The organism is Rhizobium sp. 007, assembly GCF_015353075.1.
GTDB lineage: Bacteria > Pseudomonadota > Alphaproteobacteria > Rhizobiales > Rhizobiaceae > Rhizobium.
The window spans coordinates 2,459,603-2,477,076 of sequence record NZ_CP064187.1; the positions used below are offsets into that span (position 1 = coordinate 2,459,603).

Consider the following 17,474-nt stretch of genomic DNA (forward strand, 5'->3'; position numbering starts at 1 on the left):
TCCGTAGTCCTACTTCTCCCGGAAAATCTGCTTCCAGTCGGCCTTCATGTCGACCACGGTCCAACCGGCGATCGCTGCCGCATCAAGCGCCTTGTCAAGGCGGCCGAATTCAGTGTCACGGTCGTAGGCATATTCGCGTTCCGCATCGGTGTGATGAATGATCATGCCGAAACGCGCGGGCGCACCGCCCATCGTCGTCCATTGCAGCATTTCAAGGTCACCGTCGGAGTTGCCGAAGGCGGCAATCGGCCGGCGGCCGATATGCTCGTTGATCCCAACCGGCTTGCCTGCCTTGTCGTCGATGAAGTTGACTTGCGGCAGGCGGTACAAGGTGGGCGTGTCGTCACGCATCCTGAACTCGGTCTTGATCGACGAGCCGATGACCTGCTCGGGCGGGACGCCGTAGACTTGCTCAGCCCACGGCCGCATGAACTCGACACCGCCACCCGAAACGATGAAGGTCTTGAAGCCGTTGGCACGCAGATAGGCGAGCAGTTCGATCATCGGCTGATAAACGAGTTCGGTGTAGGGGCGCTTGAACTTCGGATCTCGCGCACCCGAAAGCCAATCGGTAACGACCTTCTTAAAGTCGTCGCTGGTCATTCCCGCGTGGGTCGTCATGATGAGATCCACGAGGCCCTTTTCGCCGGATGCGGCAAGCGTCTTCATGTCGCCTTCGAGCACCGCCTTGAACGGCTGCGTGTCCTTCCATTCCGGATGCGCCGGTGCAAGTACCTTCACGCGGTCGAGCGCAAAGGCGAGCTGCGTGTACATCGGATGCTCGGCCCAAAGCGTGCCGTCGTTGTCGAACACGGCGATGCGCTCGGATTCCGGGACGAATTCGGGCGAACCCGCCTTCGTCACTTTCTCGACGAAGGCGACGACCCCCGCCTTCGGGGCGGTGTCGCTCCAGGAGGGAAGAGGATCGGTCTGGGCGAGAGCGAGGGGGGCGACGAGCAGAGCCGCGGCGGCAGCCAGTATGACGCGGCGGATCAGTTGGGGGAGATCATACTTCGCGAGCATGGGAGACTCCGTATTGTTATGTTGGCGGCCGATCGCAAGGAGCGATCAGCCGCGCAGATTCACACTGTGCTACTGCCCTTGGCGCTGCTTAACTGCTGCCTCGATCTGCGCCTTCACAGCGTCGAGGTTGAAGCTTGCGCCCCTCTGCAGCGGCGGATACTCGATTGCCGTCTGGGCGAGCTTAGCCACCTCTTGCTGGACGAACACGAACCGCCAGAATTCATACACGAACCAGCCCATGAAAGAGCCTTGCGCGCCATCCAGCGTGCCGTTTTCCGGATCGCCAAAACGCTCGAAAGGATCGAGGCGCAGGTTTGTCAGGTTGGGCGCGTTGAGCTGGTTCTTGACGCCGATCCAACCATGGGGCTGGTCAATGAAACGATACTTGTAGTCGCCCACGCGCACCGCTCCGAGAGTGCTCTCGCCAAAATAGAAGACTTCTTGCCTGGCTGAGGGTCCCTTGCCGGTGACCAAGTCCATCTGATTGTAGCTGTCGAGATGGTTCTTGTAGGTTTTGTCGCCGATAGTTTTGCCCTTCAGCAGTTCCTCCTTGATGTTCGGGTTGCCGGCAGCGGCAACGAAAGTGGGGAACCAGTCGAGGCCGGAGATGATGCCATTTTCGACCGAGCCGGCAGGCACTTTGCCGGGCCAGCGTATCATTGCGGGCGCGCGGAAGCCGCCTTCATAGACGGTGCCTTTTTGCCCCCTGAACGGCGTGTTGCCACCGTCGGGCCAGGTGAAGGTCTCGGTCCCATTGTCGGTCGTGAACACGACTATCGTGTTGTCGTCCACGCCCATGTCCTTCAACTTCTGCATGGTCGCGCCCACTATGTCGTCGAGCTGGGCCATGCCCGCTTCCTGAAGCGACCAGCCGTTCTCCGAATTGCGCAAAGCCTCGTATTTGGGCGACAGATGGGTCACGATATGCATGCGCGTGGGATTGAGCCACAGGAAGAACGGCTTGTTGTCCGCCTTCGCCTTGTCGAGCCACTTGAACGCGATGTCGCGGATTTCTTCATCCACAGTCTCCATCCGGTCCGGATAGAGAGTGCCGGCGTCTTCGATCCTCTGCTTACCGACCTTGCCCCAGCGCGGGTCTACCGTTGCATCGTCGGTTTCGGTGGCAAAGCTGTGGATCATGTTACGTGGGCCGACCTTGTCCAGCAGATCCTGCGGGTAGTTCGGGTGCGACGGGTCTTCCATGGCATCGAGGTGATAGAGATAGCCGAAGAACTCGTCGAAGCCGTGGACCGTGGGCAGGTACTCGTTGCGGTCGCCGAGATGATTCTTGCCGAATTGCCCCGTGGCATAGCCCAAGTCCTTGAGCGCCGTCGCGATGGTCATTGCTTCTGCCGGCAGACCGACGGTGGCGCCGGCTTGACCGACAGTGGTCATGCCGGTGCGGATTGGAAGCTCGCCGGTAACGAAGGCCGCGCGACCAGCCGTGCAGCTCGCCTCGGCGTAATAGTCGGTGAACAACATGCCCTCGGCGGCGATCTTGTCGAGGTTCGGCGTGCGCCCGGCCATCATGCCGCGGTGATAGGCGCCGATGTTCCAGATGCCGACGTCGTCTGCCATAATGACGACGATGTTGGGTTTTTCCTGTGCCGCCACGGGGTCAATCGCTGCTATCGCGGCAAAAGCGGAACCCAAAAGACCAAGCCAGACGTCTTTAAATCTATACATTGTTCAATTCCTCCCAACTGCCCAAGGCTGACCGGCGGCCTGCGCCGTCGTTGAAACTACCCAACTGACACGTCGCTCCCAATTTCGCACTGAGCCGGTCAGCAATCGGGTCGTTTGGACTGTAGAGTCCTGCAGGCGGCCCCGGCTTGCTCCAGGGCCGCCAAAGGCATCTAGTTTCCGGTCGGAGCGGAAATGTTGACACCCTGCTTCTCGAGTTGATCCCGTACCGACTGCAGCATCTGGTACTTGGAGAGCTCGAGCGGGCCGTCGTAGCCCATGCTCTGCAGCTCGCGCGGCGGATACTGGACATAGGTCTTCATAAGATCCTTGATCGCCGCGGAAATGGAAACTAGGGACCAGGTGTGCTCTGTATAGTTGTTCATGAATACGTCGTAGCGCTCCTGCGGGTCCTGCAATAAATCGAACACCTGCGGTACGATGGCGACGTAGGACTGGGCACCCTTCCAGCCCATGTTCGTATCGACGGCCAGGCCGCCGGTCGCCTGTCCGTTGTCACCGCGCAGGTTGAACACGGCCTTGTAGTGGCCGACGCGCGCTGCACCGGGCGTCAATTCGTTCTCAGTAAAGTAGAACCATTCCTTGCGCGCCGACTTGCCGTTGCCGAGCAGGACCGGCGACATGTCGTAACTGTCGAAGATGATGGGCTTGTCTTCGCGGTCCTTGTCGGGCAGCGGCACCCCGCCGATGGCGGCGAAGGTCGCCATCAGATCGAGACCGCCAACGATGTCGTGGTTCTTGACGTCAGGTTTGACCTTGCCAGGCCATACGGCGATCGCGGGAACACGATTACCGCCCTCGCGCACGGTGCCCTTGGTGCCGCGGAAGGGCGTGTACCCGGCATCCGGATAGACGTCCTGCCAGGCGCCGTTGTCGGTCGTATAGAAAACCAGCGTGTTCCTGTCCATGCCGGTTTCGCGCAGCTTGTCCATGATCCTGCCGATACGCGTGTCGAGTTCCACGACTGAGTCCGCATACTTGCTCTTCGAGATGGATTTGTGCTGGAACTCCGGGGCTGGAAGGTTTGGTTGGTGCACCTTCATGAAGTTGACGTTGATGAAGAACGGCTGATCCGGCTTGCTGGCGGCTGCATCGAGGAATTCAATCGCCGCCTTCTCGACATAACCATCGAAGTACGGGATGCCTACGACACCCGGCTTGCCGTCGATCACCGGCTTGTCGACGTACTGGCCGTTGATCTTGAAATCTTCCTTAACCTCGCCGCCAGCCTTGCCGGACAGCGAGCCTTTCGTCACCTTCTGGAATAGGGCCCGAGTTTCGGCGTCCATATCGGGGAACCAGGTGGGATCGGCGTAGGTATAGGCGTTGAGATGATAGAGGCCGACATATTTCATTTCGTCATAGCCCTGCGCGATCGGCAGCGCGTAGTCTGCCTCGCCAAGGTGCCACTTGCCCGTGAAATAGGTCTGGTAGCCGCCGCGCTTCAGCACCGACGCCAACGTCCATTCGGCTGCAGGCAGGCCGCCACCCTGGCCCTGGAAGGCAACCGTCGTCATGCCGCTGCGGTTTGGAATACGTCCGGTCTGCATCGCGGCGCGGCCAGGCGTGCAACTCGGCTGGGCGTAGAAGGAAAAGAAGGTCATGCCTTCATCCGCCAGCTTGTCGATGTTCGGCGTCGGCATGCCGCGGCCCTCGCCGCCGCCATAGGGCCCGAGATCGCCGTAGCCCGTGTCGTCCGAAACGATGAACAGAATGTTGGGCTTTGCTGGCGTTTCCTGGGCCTGCAGGGGCGATGCTGTAGACCAGAGAACAGTTGAAGCAGCCGCTGCTCCAATTCCGTAGATAATCCTGCGCTTCATCTTGAGTTCCTCCCGTGTGATTTCCGGCTGAACGATGATTCATCCAAACGCGCGACGGCAACCGAGCGCCGCCGGTCGCGTATTCACTCTGAATTCAATCGAAACAACTGGAGCAATTTCAATTTGCGGACGCCCTTCAGTCGGGAATGGCATCCAGCCTGAGCATCCGTTGTGGATGGTCAAGGACACTCATGGCTCGCACCTTACCGAACGGCAATCCGCGCCGATATTGTACCTTCGGGCAACCATGGATTTTTATAAGCTTCTTGAAATATATTTAAGCGGTTGCAAGGTCGATACGACTTGGCTTAACTGCTATTTGTCGATTAGCTTTTTCTGGGGGAAGGCTATGGGCTTGGGACGCAAGTGGGCGTTTCGATCGGACCGGCTCGGTCGGTGTGCGGCCCTCTGTTGCTTTATCCTCGTAATGGTCGCTTCGATGCCATCCGTGCCCATGGAGATCGTGAGCCGGGTTCCCCGTGTTCTAATTCTCTACCCATACGATGAACGAATAGCAGCGACCACCGCCGCCGGAGAGGCCGTGAGAAAGCGGCTGCTGGATGCCACCCAAGGAAAGATCGATCTTTTCTCCGAATTTCTCGACCTTTCGAGATTTCCGGAAAGCGCCCACGTTGATCGTATGGCTCGATATCTTTCCGCCAAATATGCTGATCGTCGTCCTGATGTGGTCGTTGCGCTCGGCGAGCAGTCGGCAAGATTCATCGTTGCAAACCGCAAGCAGCTTGCAGAGAATGCAACAATAATCCACGCAGGCTTCAGTAGCTCCACCGCCGAAAAAATAGACTTGCCCAGCGATGTGATCGGTGCCTTCACCGAGTTTGACATCCTGAAGACAGCGGAGATGGCGCGCGGACTCCAGCCCGAGGCCCGTTATCTATTCGTAATCGGAGGATCATCAGAATTCGATCGGTGGTGGCTCGCGACGGCGCGGGCCGACCTTGCGGCATTCTCCAAGGACTACGAAACGACCTACCTGGAGGACCTGACGATCGACGAATTCACCAAGCGGGCCGCGGAGTTTCCCCGTGACAGCATCGTCCTCGCGCTGACGATTTTCAAAGATAGCGCCGGCCGCAATTTCATTCCGCGTGAAGCGATCAGACAAATATCGCGGACTGCCAGCGCTCCGATATACGGTCCGTATCCCACCTACATCGATTACGGCGTTGTCGGTGGCAACGTTGTAACGTTCGAGTCGTTGGGCATGACCGTGGCGGACCTGGCACTCGACGCTCTCGCCGGCAAGCCGATCTCCAACGTCGAGTCTCCCCAGACCTATATCGCAGACGCAAGGCAACTACAGCGCTGGGGACTGCCGGAGAAGAACCTTCCTCCAGGCACAGTCCAGATGTTCAGGGAACCGACCTTCTGGGAGCAATACTGGTTCGCCGTGGTTGCGGCACTTGCCGTCATCACGACACAGGGAATCGTCATCACCGGTCTGCTTATCGAACGCCGCCGCCGCCGGAAGGCGGAGTTCGAATCGCGCCGCCGTCTCCTCGAAGTGGTTCATCTCAATCAGTCCGCGACAGCCGGCGCGCTGTCCGCCTCGATCGCGCACGAACTCAACCAGCCGCTGGGTGCCATCCGCAGCAACGCGGAAGCGGCTGCAATCATTCTTCGATCAGAGAGGCCCGATCTCAAGCTGATCGAGCAGATCCTGATAGACATTCAAGACGACGATCAACGCGCCGGCGATATCATTTCCCGGATGAGAGGCCTGCTTAAGAAGAGAAGCGAGATTGACTGGCAAGAGTTCGACCTCAATGAAGTGACGACCAGGGCCATACTGATCCTCCGCGGCGAAGCCGAGCGGAAGGGTGTTATTGTCAGTTCCAACCGGGCTTCACGGGAGCTGCCGGTCAGAGCCGACAAGATCCATGTCCAGCAGGTTATTCTCAACCTCGCGACCAACGCCATGGACGCGATGCTGGAGATGGTAGCGACTGAAAGAAGGCTCGTGCTTGAGACAACGCTGACGAAGGAATCCGAGGTCGAGCTGTCGATTTCCGATACGGGCCGCGGTATCCCTGACGAACAGCTCGCCTGTGTTTTCGAGCCGTTCTATACGACAAAGCCCACCGGGACAGGGCTCGGCCTTTCCATCGCGCGCGCGATCGTCGAAACCTATGGCGGCAAGATCTGGGCCCACAACCGCCCCGAGGGCGGAGCTGTTTTTCGTGTTGTGCTGCCTCTTGCCCGAAGCGGATAAATCCATTGGAAGCCGTCGTTCACATCGTCGATGACGACCAATCTTTCCGGACAGCAGTCGGACGGCTGCTGTCGGCGTCAGGTTTCCGCGTGGCTCTCTATGAATCAGGCGATCAGTTTCTCGCGCAGTTGCCCGCCACCGAGCCTGGTTGCGTCCTCCTCGACCTCCAACTGCCTGGGTTGAGCGGTCGGGAACTGCAAGACCGCCTTTTGGAGAAAGCGCCCCTGTTGCCGATCGTGTATCTCACAGGCCAAGGCGACATAAGGGCTAGCGTCAGTGCAATGAAGGCTGGCGCGGAAGATTTTCTGGAGAAGCCGGCGTCCGGCACCATCTTGCTGGAGGCGATCCAACGAGCGTTGGTCAAGTACGAAAAGCGGCGTGTGGAGCACGACCGCATTCGCGCGCTTCAGGTTCTGGTGGCTGGCTTGACACCTCGCGAAGCCGAGGTCTTCGCTCTGATCGTGCGCGGCCACCTCAACAAGCAAATCGCCTATGCCCTCGGCACGTCCGAGAGGACCGTGAAGGCCCATCGGCATAGTGTCATGGAAAAACTCGGGGTGCGTTCGTTGGCCGAGGCGGTGTCCATCGCCGAGAGAACGGGCCTCCTCGATCCCGATGCGAGACCGCTGCAGCGTACGTGAGCGTGCCGTTTCCCCTTAGGACAATATCCGACGTACCGTGGAAGGCCTACACTCACATGCACGAGCCGAACATCCTCCACGCGAGCGAAAGAGAGGCACAAGTTGGAAAACCTGCGCCGCACGGTGGCGATCGTTGAGGACGATGCAAGCATGCGAAGGAGCGTCCTGCGGCTACTGAATGCCCACGGCTTTCTGGCGGAGGAGTATACGTCGGCGGAATCGTTTCTCGGTCGCGATGTGGGAAGCCATGTGGAATGCCTTGTTCTGGATGTTGATCTGGGCGGCATGTCCGGGATCGAGCTACAAAGCCGATTGAAGGAGTCTGGCGCCGGCCTTCCGGTGATCTTCATCACGGCTCTCGAAAACGACGCCCTGAAAGCGCAGGCGACACGAGAAGGTTGCGTCGCCTATCTGCGGAAGCCGTTTCCGGCCGCCTTGCTGATCGACGCCATCAACAGGGTGTTCAAGTCACAAGGTCCATCGGCATGACAGCGGAAGGGGCGTCGTTTGCCAGCACACCCCTGGCTCGACGACTAACGCAACGTCCAGCGAACGTCCTTCTGCCGTATGACCGTGGGGCCGGTCCTCTTCTCCGCGCCTCTGGGGTCTTGGGTGGCCATCGTGGCTACAAAGCTGAACTCGATGTAACCGACGATGGCGCCGTCCTCGATTATCAAGTTAACTTTAGGAACGCCCGCTCCTTCCGATAACGTCTTGTTGTATACGTTCCAACGCTTCTGCTAAAGGTTGATATACGACACGAGTTGCGTCAGAAATCTCCGCTGACAGAAGACCGTTTTGACAGGGTCGATCATCGTCCCATCCGGAATGGTTTACGATGGGGTACAAGCATATACCTTCGATCGGGACCCCGGCATCCATCGCAGCAACGACCTCGCTATAAACATACATGATCCAACCAGGTCGCCTTTCAGCTTCGATACCGGTTTCGGCAACGAATATCGGCTTGCCATATCTGGCATAGGTTTCGATCAGAATGGTCCTAAATGGTTTGTAAAGCGCATTGGTTTCGTCGATCGGTGAACCACCGTGGATCCACTGATTGTTGTGATAGTAGTTCACCCCAACGATATCGAGATAGCGATCTGCGCCGCCGATTTGGGGCCATAGCCTTCCACCTAGTAAATCCCACCCCTGGAACTGCGACTGGCGATGTCCTTCGGCAAGTTGCCTCTCCCAGGGTCGCGACGGATCTAGGATGACGTTGATAACGGGATCGCAGTGCACAAAACGTGCCCGTGGATCGACCAGAAGGATGGCATCCATGGCGGCGATAGAAGCGCGCGCGAGCTGGACTTTCAATTCAAAGCCGCGTCCGTTTGCAAAAGGGTTCAGGTAGCCGACGTCTCCTCCACCCCACGACAAAAACGAGATCTCGTTTACGGGACAATAGAACGGAACCTCGCTCGTGTTTTCCCGCACCACTGCTGCCACAGCACCCGCAAAATTTGCAAGCCGAGGCGCAAAATCCTGCCCCCAAATATCGATATCGTCTGGCCAGCCATAGTGCAAAAGGTCCCAGATGACCTGAACGCCCACCTCTTTCGCTGCTTCGAGCATCGGAAGAAAGCTAGACCAATCATAGCGGCCAGATGCCGGCTCTATAAGATGCCAGCGGAGGCCGTCGCGCACGGTTTCGATCCGGTGCGCTTTCAGTTGATCGTAGTCCTGTCGCGCATGCGAGTCGTGGCCAGTAGAGGCGAGGACATCGAGACGCGTCCCAGCAGTTTCGCCCTCGCCTGGACGGAGGCGGTGCGTTGAACACTCGAAACCCCCCTGAATGAAGGATTTGAACAAACCAGATGGCCCGGCTCGCGCTCGATCTTCGAGAACATCCAGAAAAAGACCTTCCCATCGCGGCACGACAGTAGCGGCGCTGTAGTCGTTTTCAACTTTTGACATCAAGGCCTTGCCCAGCCGGGCACGCAGTTCGGCTGACATGATCAGCTTCATCATGGCCTGAGCGACAGCGGCGGGATCGTTGTAGGGCACGAAGAGACCCGAAGTCCCCTCCTCGACCTGCTGGAGCGCCCCGTTATCAGGCGTCGCGATTACGGGCAGACCTGCTGCACCCGCCTCCGCCAGAACGTGCGGCATCCCCTCGTCGCGCGAGAGCCAGGTAAAAATATCGAAGGCTGACAGAAGGTTGGGAACATCCTTTCGATCTCCGAGAAAGGAAAGCACGCCACCCAATCCCCGCTGAGCAGCAAGCGAATGCAACTGTATCGCATATTCCGGGTGGAACGCGTCGGCCCCCCCTACAATCACAAAACGCGCAGACGCAACGTCCTTGTGCACAATCGCCGCAGCTTCTATGAAGTCTTCGACGTTCTTCTTTGGATCAAGCCGTCCGACCCAGCCGACAAGGACCGAATCCTCGGCCAAGCCGAGTGACGAACGGGTTTCGGCACGCCGGGTGACGTCAAATTCCGAGAAATCGACCATCGACGGGATTTCAAGAGCACTTAATTCACGACCGGGCATCACGGAGGCTGCGGCATCGCGGATTGATCGACAGACGCCGACGTAGCGACTTGTGAAGTGCTTCGGCCCCGCAAGCGCCTCCGACACCAGCCCGCCATGTTCAATCAGCGGCGGGCGGAGGTGGATACGTTCAAGCGCCGGGTAAATATCGGCGACATTCTGACAGGAGACCACGACGTCATAGCCTGGGATCTTCGTTGCCAGATAGGTTATCGTATCCTTGAACGACAATGTGTAAGGGGTCGTATCGACATCCACGCCCAACGCCGTTAGCTGCTCGTGTGTCTGATCGGGCATGCTCGGTTTGTGGAAACATGCCACGACGTCAATGCGATAGCGGTTTCGATCGAGATTTCGGGCAAGGAGCCGCACTTCCGTCTCTTCACCGCCAACGACTAACCATGCGAATACGAAAAGGATTCGGACTGGTTGTTTGCGCGAGCTCATTCCTGAACCTTAAAAACAATCTGCAGGAATTCCGGCCGGTTCGTAACGAGATCGGCCAAGAATTGCGGCGCATCATCAAATGGAACGACGTGCGTGATCATGTGGTCCCGGATAGCAGAGCCGTGGCTCCGCATAAGGCCAACTGTCTCTTCGGCAAGCCGACATCGGTCCCACGACGCCCCCAATCCGCGCGGCACACGATTGATTTGTGCACACCTGATGTTGAGACCATTGTGGTGAAACTCTTCGCCAAGCCGCAATGCCTGGGCTCCACCTTGGTAAAAGGCGAGATCGATGACTGTTCCCTGCGGGCGCAACGTTTTGAGCGCAGTATGCAAGCTGGTCGCCTGCGCACGCGTCTGGAACACTACATCGGCACCGCGGTCTCTGCCGCCGTTGTGCCAACGCGCCTTCACGTACTGCCACACTAGTTCCTCCTCCATCGCGGCGAGGCCAAGATCGTGCGCCCTGTTCTGACGGAATTGCGACGGGTCGGCGACAATGACGTTGGAAGCTCCGCACTTCTGCGCAAACAGCGCAGTCATCAGACCCACCGTTCCCGCACCCAGGACAACGACGTTGCGTCCCTCAATGCCAGCGCCCAGGTAGGGCACGCTGCTTCCGAACGCCTCTGAATCGGCATGCAAAATTCCATTAGCCGCGATCGGTCCCATCTGAGCGACGAACACTCCAAGCACGGGATCGATATCGATGGGAAGCGGCACCAGCAAGTCATGGCAGGGGTCTGCAGTGTGACCGCTCTTATGCGCGAAAGTCGTCGCGACAACATCGCCATTCGCGAAGCCGGCAGCCCGTGTCTCCGAAACGCGCGCCACCTCCATGTAGCCCAGAAAGGGAACTGGATAGTGAAGGTCAGCCTCGCCTTCCACAAATACGCCTCTCTCCCCATCGAACCTCGAACGGAAGTAGGGGTTGGTATTTTTCATGAACGTGAGTTCGGTACCTGCTGAAAATCCGCTATACAGCGTCTCCAACCGGATATGGCCGTCGGCGGGCGGGCCCTCTTCGTATTCCAAAAAGAATGCTTTCCCAGCACGTTCTATGCCCAGCGAACGAATTCGCCGATGGCCGGGGGGCGGGCTCTGCGGCTCCTCTTTACGGGATTGATGCTGAAGAGGAGCCATTGGCCTGCGCTCGAAGACAGGAGGATCGAGTTTTACGGGTTCGTCTTGTCGGGCTGAGGCTGCGACAGCCAGCGCGATGCGATGCGTTGCGAGCGCGTCCGAGTAGGCACAGCGAATGTGGTTTTCTTGCCCGCGCACGGCGTCGACAAAGTCGCGATCCTCGCGCCAGACGGGATCGCCTTCGGCTTGACGCACCGGACGTCCTGCTCCGACATCGACCATGATGTCATGATCTGTCAATTCGATCGCAAGACGATCGGCGAAGATGTTGAGCCCGACCCTATGGTTCCAGCCGAGAAGGCAGGTCGACGAAATGTTGGCGATGACACCGGACTCGAAGGTCATTGTCGCAGTCGCAACTGCGGGCACATCGAGGCCAGGAAATTCTGACCGATCTTTAAAGCCAACACGACCATATACGTCCGTTACTTCGCCAATGAGGTAACGCGCCAAGTCAATGATATGAGTGGTCTGCTCGATCATCTGCCCACCTGATCGATCAATCTTCCACCACCATTGCGGTGGAGGCGTCTGGTCCAACCAGTAGCCGGAGAGAAGTTGCGCCGGGTTTTCCACCAACAACCGGCGGGCCTCCTCTACAGTATCGAGATACCGCCAGTGATAGCCCACGGCCGTGATTAATTTCGCCCCCGTAATCATGGCTGCAAGTTCTTCAGCAAGAGCCAAATCGAGAGTGACAGGCTTCTCGACAAAGAACGGGACGCCGCGTCGGATCAGCTCCCTTTCCGCGTCGCCGTGCGCAAAGGGAGGTATGCAAATATAAACTGCATCGAGCGCTTCGTCGTCCAGCATTGCCTGGTGGCTGGTGAACGCCTTCGCACCAAAGCGCGATGCAGCTTCGCTTGCGCGACCTAAATCAGGATCCGCAAAAGCGACGAGCGCCACATCGTCAAATCCGGTAAGAATGTCGAGATGGCGGCGCGCGATTCCTCCGACGCCGATGAAGCCAATCCGTGTCTTCTCCATGAAAGGATGTCCTCTTTCGACTTCTGTTTTGGCGGGGAGAAACCGTTGGTAGACGGCAACCGTTTCGGTGGCCATCCGATCCGCTGAAAAGGCGCTGTGAAATCGATCCATGCCAGACTGACCTATTGACCTGGCGCGAATGGGGTCAGAGAGCGCGTCGATCAAAACATCAGCTAAGGAGGAGGGATTTTCTGGCTCAGCCAAGAATGGGTGATCTTCGCCAAGGGCTTCGATGGTCCCCCCAATCCGGGTTGCGACGACCGTCAGTCCTACAGACATTGCTTCGAGCACCGCCAACGGCAGGCCCTCAAAGCGCGAGGGCAGGACAAAGAGGTCGGCATTCATCATGAGGTTGGCAACGTCGTTTCGGTGTCCTAGAAACTGGACATGATCGCGAAGTGCCAGTCCGTCGACCAGATCTTGGATAGCATTCATTTCCTCGCCCTCCCCCACCAGAAGAAGCAAGGCGGTGGGATGGGCTGCAACAACGGTTGGCATTGCCCTTACGAGAGCAGCGTGATCCTTCTGTTTTGAAAAGCGCGCCACCGTAAGCAGGGTTGGTCGGGATTGAAGCGCGCGTTCGCCGATGCCGTCTGCGTCGCTTTCCCCCCGCTCCAACGCATATATCCCGTTGCGGACAACCGTCAGCCGGGCCGGATCCACACCATTTCTTTCAAAACTCTTGCGAGATGCCTCGGAAACTACGATATGATGGGCAACTGTCAAAATCGATCTATGATATTGCGCGATTTGCTCGGCATCTGTCAGCAAATATGGCAAATGCTCCGTTCGTATGACGGGAATTCCGCAAACGCATCCTACACGGGCGATCTCGTGTCCCTCCCACCCGATGCCTGCATGGATGTGAAGCAGCGACGCACCTGATGAACACAGCCATTCCTCAAATGCCGCGGGATCATCGGCGTCCTTGATCGCCAAGCCGCGGCAGACGGCGCGGGTCAGCAACGCGCAATTCGGCGGAGCCGCTAGCGTGACTTTGTAGTGTGTTCCAAGCGCCTGCCCGAGCGTAAGCATGTGCTCGCCCATCCCGGACGGCTCGCGGCTGTCGGTGGCGATAACGATGTGGTGCAATTGACTTGTCATTTCACGCTCGCAGCAATGGTGCTCGCGCGCGCCTTTGACATCTTCCGGTATGTTGCCAGAGCCTGGCCGACCACCTGATCCATATTATAGTACTTGTATGTCGCGAGCCGACCGACAAAAGTTACGTCGCTACAACGTCGCGCAACAGCTTCATATTGCTTGTAGAGTTCCTGATTTTCCGGTCGAGGGATGGGATAGTAGGGCTCCCCTTCTCTACCGGCGAACTCATAGGAAATGGTAGTCTTCGGATGGATCTGACCAGTCAGATGCTTGTATTCGGTAATCCTCGTATACGGCACCGTCTCCGAGGGATAGTTGATCACGCCGACTGGTAGCAGCCGTCTGGCATCATGTGTTTCGTGCCGGAACTCAAGGCTACGATATGGAAGACGACCGAAGCGAAAATCAAAATATTCATCGATCGGGCCTGTGAAAATCGTATGCGCCGCCAGATTGTCCTTTCGGATGTCCGCGAATTCCGTGCCGAGCAATACAGTGATGCACTCGTGGTCCAACATTTTCTCGAACATCTCAGTGTAACCATGCAACGGCATGGCCTGGTAGGTGTCGAGGAAATATCGGTCGTCGTCGCTAACCCGTGCCGGGACACGCGACGTCACCGATCTGTCAAGCTGGGTCGGATCGAGACCCCATTGCTTGCGGGAGTATCCTTGGAAGAACGTGCGGTAGAGATCGTCACCGACCTGGGAGACCACCGCATCCTTCGCCGTTTCGATCGGATCGCAAGGTTCCGCACGAGCGGCCAAAAATAAGGCGGCCTCTGCGTCGTCCTTCAGATTGAGGCAATAGAGCCCGTTGAGGGTCGTTCGGTTGATGGGAACAGGCAATCGACGATCGCCAATATCGGCGAGCACACGGTGTTGGTACGGCCTCCAAGCCGTAAATTGTGACAGGTAGTCAAAAATTTCCAGACTGTTGGTATGAAAAATATGCGGTCCATATCGATGAACGAGGATGCCGTCTTCGTTGTGAAAATCGTACGCGTTGCCGCCGATATGCAGACGCTTATCACACAAAAGTACATGCTTCCCATCGGACGCCAATCTTTCTGCCATCACCGAGCCCGCAAAGCCCGCACCGACGATCAGGTAGTCGTAGGATGGCCTTGACCTGACGCTTGACTGTGAACAGGGGAACTGTGTGGGGGAATGCGGAGATGCGGACCGACGGATGATGGCTTCCTCAACCAGCACGTTCATCGCATCAAACGTGTCGTCCCAAGACGAAGCGGCGAGAAGGATATCAACTGATCTCAGCCAGGCGCTGTCGAATTCTTTGAGAGCAAGCGCGTCGTCGCACGCTGTGGCAAACCCCTCGGCATCTCGCGCAAGAGCAACACCGGAAACGCCCCCGTATTGACGCACTACGTCAGCGACAGGCGTCGATACGATTGGTCGACCGGCAGCAAGATACTCCGGAGTCTTGGTAGGGCTTATTAAACGTGTTGCGTCGTTCAGAGCAAACGGCATCAGTGCGACGTTCCAGCCCGACACATACGCTGGCAGTTCGCCGTATGCTTTTCGGCCGAGGTAATGGATGTTCGCCGCTTTGGGGAGGTCGTCGGGTGAAATCTTGACGATTGGCCCGATAAATACGAAAGAGAGGTCCGGCCTAGCGTTGGCTACAGCGCTTATTAGGCCGAGGTCAAGGCGCTCGTCGATGACACCATAATATCCGAGCTTTGGACTGCTGATAGACCTTTGATCGGCCGGCTCCTCGAGGTTTCCACGAGCAGCGTGGAAATGGTCTGCATCGACGCTGGACGGGAAAGGATGAATATTGTCATGCAGATGCCGCTTAGCCTCATACAGGCTGTAGCCGCCCGTGAAGGCCACATCGGCGCGTGCAAGGAGTGCAGCCTCGGCGTCCTTGAGAGTTGGCGGCGCAAACTTGAAGTTGGCCAACTCGTCCATGCAATCGTAAATGACCGCCGCCGCATCGATGTGGCGAGCGAACCCATACATGAGCGGCGTATAGAACCATAGTATCGGACGGGCCACGCCATAGATCGACAGCAGTTCATCCAACAGTTTTCTTAGTTCGCGCTCCCTCTCGTCCTCGCCTAACCAGTGAGGAATTCGAGGACGTATGGCTTTCACCGCCGTCCCCTCAAACGGATGGATCTCCAGATAGGCTAAATGATGATCTGTGGGGATGAATTCCTCGAAATAGAAGACCTGTCTATCGCGGGCGAAACGTTCCATCAAATGTTGCGGACGCTGCAGCACAAAATCCCAGCGCAAATGGGAAAAACATATGATCGGCGCCTTGCGTTGCAGGGCTTTATGGAGCCCTTGGGTGAATGAGCTGGAGAGATTCATTGCGGATCCGCCGTTTTATTAGAGGCCTTCTAACCTCCACTCTGGCGGTTTGTTCCGCAGTCATTTCTGCCCCGCATGCGAATCCATGACTTCGCAAAGCTTGCGGACCGAATGTGGCCACGTCCAATTGTCGAGTACAGCCTTGCGCGGGGAATAGTTTGAGAGGTTTTCAAGCATGCTCAAAATGCCATGGTCAAAGTCATCCGCTGCTGCAGTCGCTCCGGTTCGCGGCGTAATATACTGAAGGCCGCACACGAGTGCGCTATTAGCGAGAACAGGCAGGCCAGCGAGCATGTATTCGGTTAGGATCGCCGGCGCACCGTCATTGATGCCGCAGACCACACCGATCTTTGCCTGGCTCATTAGACGGTTGACGTCTGCATATCGCACGCCGGGCGGACCAACAAAGTCGACGGCAATTCCCAAGGCTTGCACTTGTGCACGCAGAATATCCCCGAGTTCCCCATAGCCGCAGACGCAAAGTGCACGGATACCACTCGGAAGCTTAGCGAGCGCATCGAAAAGGATATCGTGGCGCTTGTAGGCTTGAGCGGCGGCTACATAGATAACGTCATATCGTCGAGGGCCATCGAGTGGATAAAATGTGCTGTCAGAGGCAAATTCCGGTCCAATCGGAAGGACCGCCGTCTTCATTTTCGGATGTCGCCGCTTCACCTCCTGCGACTGCCACAAGGCGCCGGTAAGCACGAGGTCGAAATGTTGGCTGATTGAACGTGGAACTCGCCACGTGGGAGCATCGATAGAATTGTAGATTTTATAGCTGCTCTTGCATGCGACAAGTATATCTTCGGAAACGCCAAGCCCCCACACGCAGAGAATATCGGGAGCACCAAACGTAATGATGTGGGCCAGCATATCATTCGACGCGAATGGCGCCTCTGGGCCGTTCATTGCGAATGAACGGTGAACAAGAAACGGATTCGTCAGATCCTCTGGGGGCGGGTGGACGCCCCGCCAATGCGTCCAAATTTCGACGATGTCGACTATGCCCATCTTCAAGCAAGCAAGGGGCAGGCGTTCAATGTAACCGCCCCGCACCATTACATCCTGGATTGGCTGTTCGGCAGTAGAAGGACTTCCCCGCGCTCCGCTGGCCCACTGACCTCGCAATTCCTCGATAGAAAGCGGCGAGGACGGCTCGTACCAGCCGGCCTGATAGTCGCTGATAACGACAAGACGCTTTTTGGTTAAATATTCGCTGTTCAATTCACGCCACTCCGTCCACCCACCGTCCACCCATGACGCAGACCATTCCTTGCGGTTACTTCACAAGATCGATTCCGTGGCTGATCCGGCGATCGCTCTTTACCCATCGAATATGTTCGGAGGCGTACCGTCGGGATCGGTTTTCAACATGTACGGGACGACCGACGATATCAACGCGGCGGCAACGCCATCCGGCCGCAATTGCAGTTCAACAATGGTGGTCCAGGCTCCGTCGTCCATAGCCGCACCTCGTGAGATGATGAGCGGCTAACACCGGCGGTGTCGGTAAGTTCCGA

General features: G+C 57.6%; 10 protein-coding genes. 3 read left to right on the top strand and 7 right to left on the bottom strand.

Annotation, left to right across the window (positions count from 1 at the left end):
• Window positions 1–9: 9 nt before the first annotated feature.
• The 3 genes from ISN39_RS12370 to ISN39_RS12380 form a co-directional block, all read right to left on the bottom strand.
• Complete coding sequence (locus ISN39_RS12370) at window positions 10–1,023, bottom strand: HAD family hydrolase (protein WP_194727685.1); 1,014 nt, start codon at window positions 1,021–1,023, stop codon at window positions 10–12.
• A gap of 69 nt (window positions 1,024–1,092) precedes the next feature.
• Window positions 1,093–2,709, bottom strand: a complete 1,617-nt coding sequence (locus ISN39_RS12375; RefSeq protein WP_194727686.1) for an arylsulfatase — start codon at window positions 2,707–2,709, stop codon at window positions 1,093–1,095.
• A 170-nt stretch (window positions 2,710–2,879) separates the two neighbouring features.
• Window positions 2,880–4,547: an arylsulfatase gene (locus tag ISN39_RS12380; RefSeq protein WP_194727687.1), complete on the bottom strand. Its 1,668-nt coding sequence runs from the start codon at window positions 4,545–4,547 to the stop codon at window positions 2,880–2,882.
• A gap of 349 nt (window positions 4,548–4,896) precedes the next feature.
• Between ISN39_RS12380 and ISN39_RS12385 the strand changes: the two genes are divergently transcribed.
• The 3 genes from ISN39_RS12385 to ISN39_RS12395 all read left to right on the top strand — a co-directional run bounded on the left by ISN39_RS12385 (window position 4,897) and on the right by ISN39_RS12395 (window position 7,910).
• Window positions 4,897–6,780, top strand: a complete 1,884-nt coding sequence (locus ISN39_RS12385) for a HAMP domain-containing sensor histidine kinase (protein WP_194727688.1) — start codon at window positions 4,897–4,899, stop codon at window positions 6,778–6,780.
• Between the two features lie 5 nt (window positions 6,781–6,785).
• Window positions 6,786–7,421: a response regulator transcription factor gene (locus tag ISN39_RS12390; RefSeq protein ID WP_194727689.1), complete on the top strand. Its 636-nt coding sequence runs from the start codon at window positions 6,786–6,788 to the stop codon at window positions 7,419–7,421.
• Between the two features lie 102 nt (window positions 7,422–7,523).
• Entirely contained in the window at window positions 7,524–7,910 is a 387-nt protein-coding gene (locus ISN39_RS12395) for a response regulator (RefSeq protein WP_194727690.1), read from the top strand.
• Between the two features lie 195 nt (window positions 7,911–8,105).
• Here the strand turns inward: ISN39_RS12395 and ISN39_RS12400 are convergent, their stop codons facing one another.
• The 4 genes from ISN39_RS12400 to ISN39_RS12415 form a co-directional block, all read right to left on the bottom strand.
• Window positions 8,106–10,373, bottom strand: coding sequence for a glycosyltransferase family 4 protein (locus ISN39_RS12400; RefSeq protein WP_194727691.1), 2,268 nt, complete (start codon window positions 10,371–10,373; stop codon window positions 8,106–8,108).
• Window positions 10,370–13,609: a glycosyltransferase gene (locus tag ISN39_RS12405; protein ID WP_194727692.1), complete on the bottom strand. Its 3,240-nt coding sequence runs from the start codon at window positions 13,607–13,609 to the stop codon at window positions 10,370–10,372. The genes ISN39_RS12400 and ISN39_RS12405 overlap by 4 nt, the downstream gene beginning before the upstream one ends.
• The gene (gene glf / locus ISN39_RS12410; protein ID WP_246763335.1) at window positions 13,606–15,834 is read right to left on the bottom strand and encodes a UDP-galactopyranose mutase; all 2,229 of its coding nucleotides are present in this window, start codon (window positions 15,832–15,834) and stop codon (window positions 13,606–13,608) included. The genes ISN39_RS12405 and glf overlap by 4 nt, the downstream gene beginning before the upstream one ends.
• Window positions 15,835–16,011: 177 nt before the next feature.
• Window positions 16,012–17,178 (bottom strand): glycosyltransferase, encoded by a 1,167-nt coding sequence (locus tag ISN39_RS12415; protein ID WP_246763195.1) that lies wholly within the window; start codon window positions 17,176–17,178, stop codon window positions 16,012–16,014.
• Between the last annotated feature and the right edge of the window lie 296 nt (window positions 17,179–17,474).

Excerpts from the sequence above, each read along its gene's own strand:
- ISN39_RS12370 (WP_194727685.1), bottom strand. The coding sequence starts at position 1,023 with ATGCTCGCGAAGTATGATCTCCCCCAACTGATCCGCCGCGTCATACTG.
- ISN39_RS12375 (WP_194727686.1), bottom strand. The coding sequence starts at position 2,709 with ATGTATAGATTTAAAGACGTCTGGCTTGGTCTTTTGGGTTCCGCTTTT.
- ISN39_RS12380 (WP_194727687.1), bottom strand. The coding sequence starts at position 4,547 with ATGAAGCGCAGGATTATCTACGGAATTGGAGCAGCGGCTGCTTCAACT.
- ISN39_RS12385 (WP_194727688.1), top strand. The coding sequence starts at position 4,897 with ATGGGCTTGGGACGCAAGTGGGCGTTTCGATCGGACCGGCTCGGTCGG.
- ISN39_RS12400 (WP_194727691.1), bottom strand. The coding sequence starts at position 10,373 with ATGAGCTCGCGCAAACAACCAGTCCGAATCCTTTTCGTATTCGCATGG.
- ISN39_RS12405 (WP_194727692.1), bottom strand. The coding sequence starts at position 13,609 with ATGACAAGTCAATTGCACCACATCGTTATCGCCACCGACAGCCGCGAG.
- glf (WP_246763335.1), bottom strand. The coding sequence starts at position 15,834 with ATGGAACGTTTCGCCCGCGATAGACAGGTCTTCTATTTCGAGGAATTC.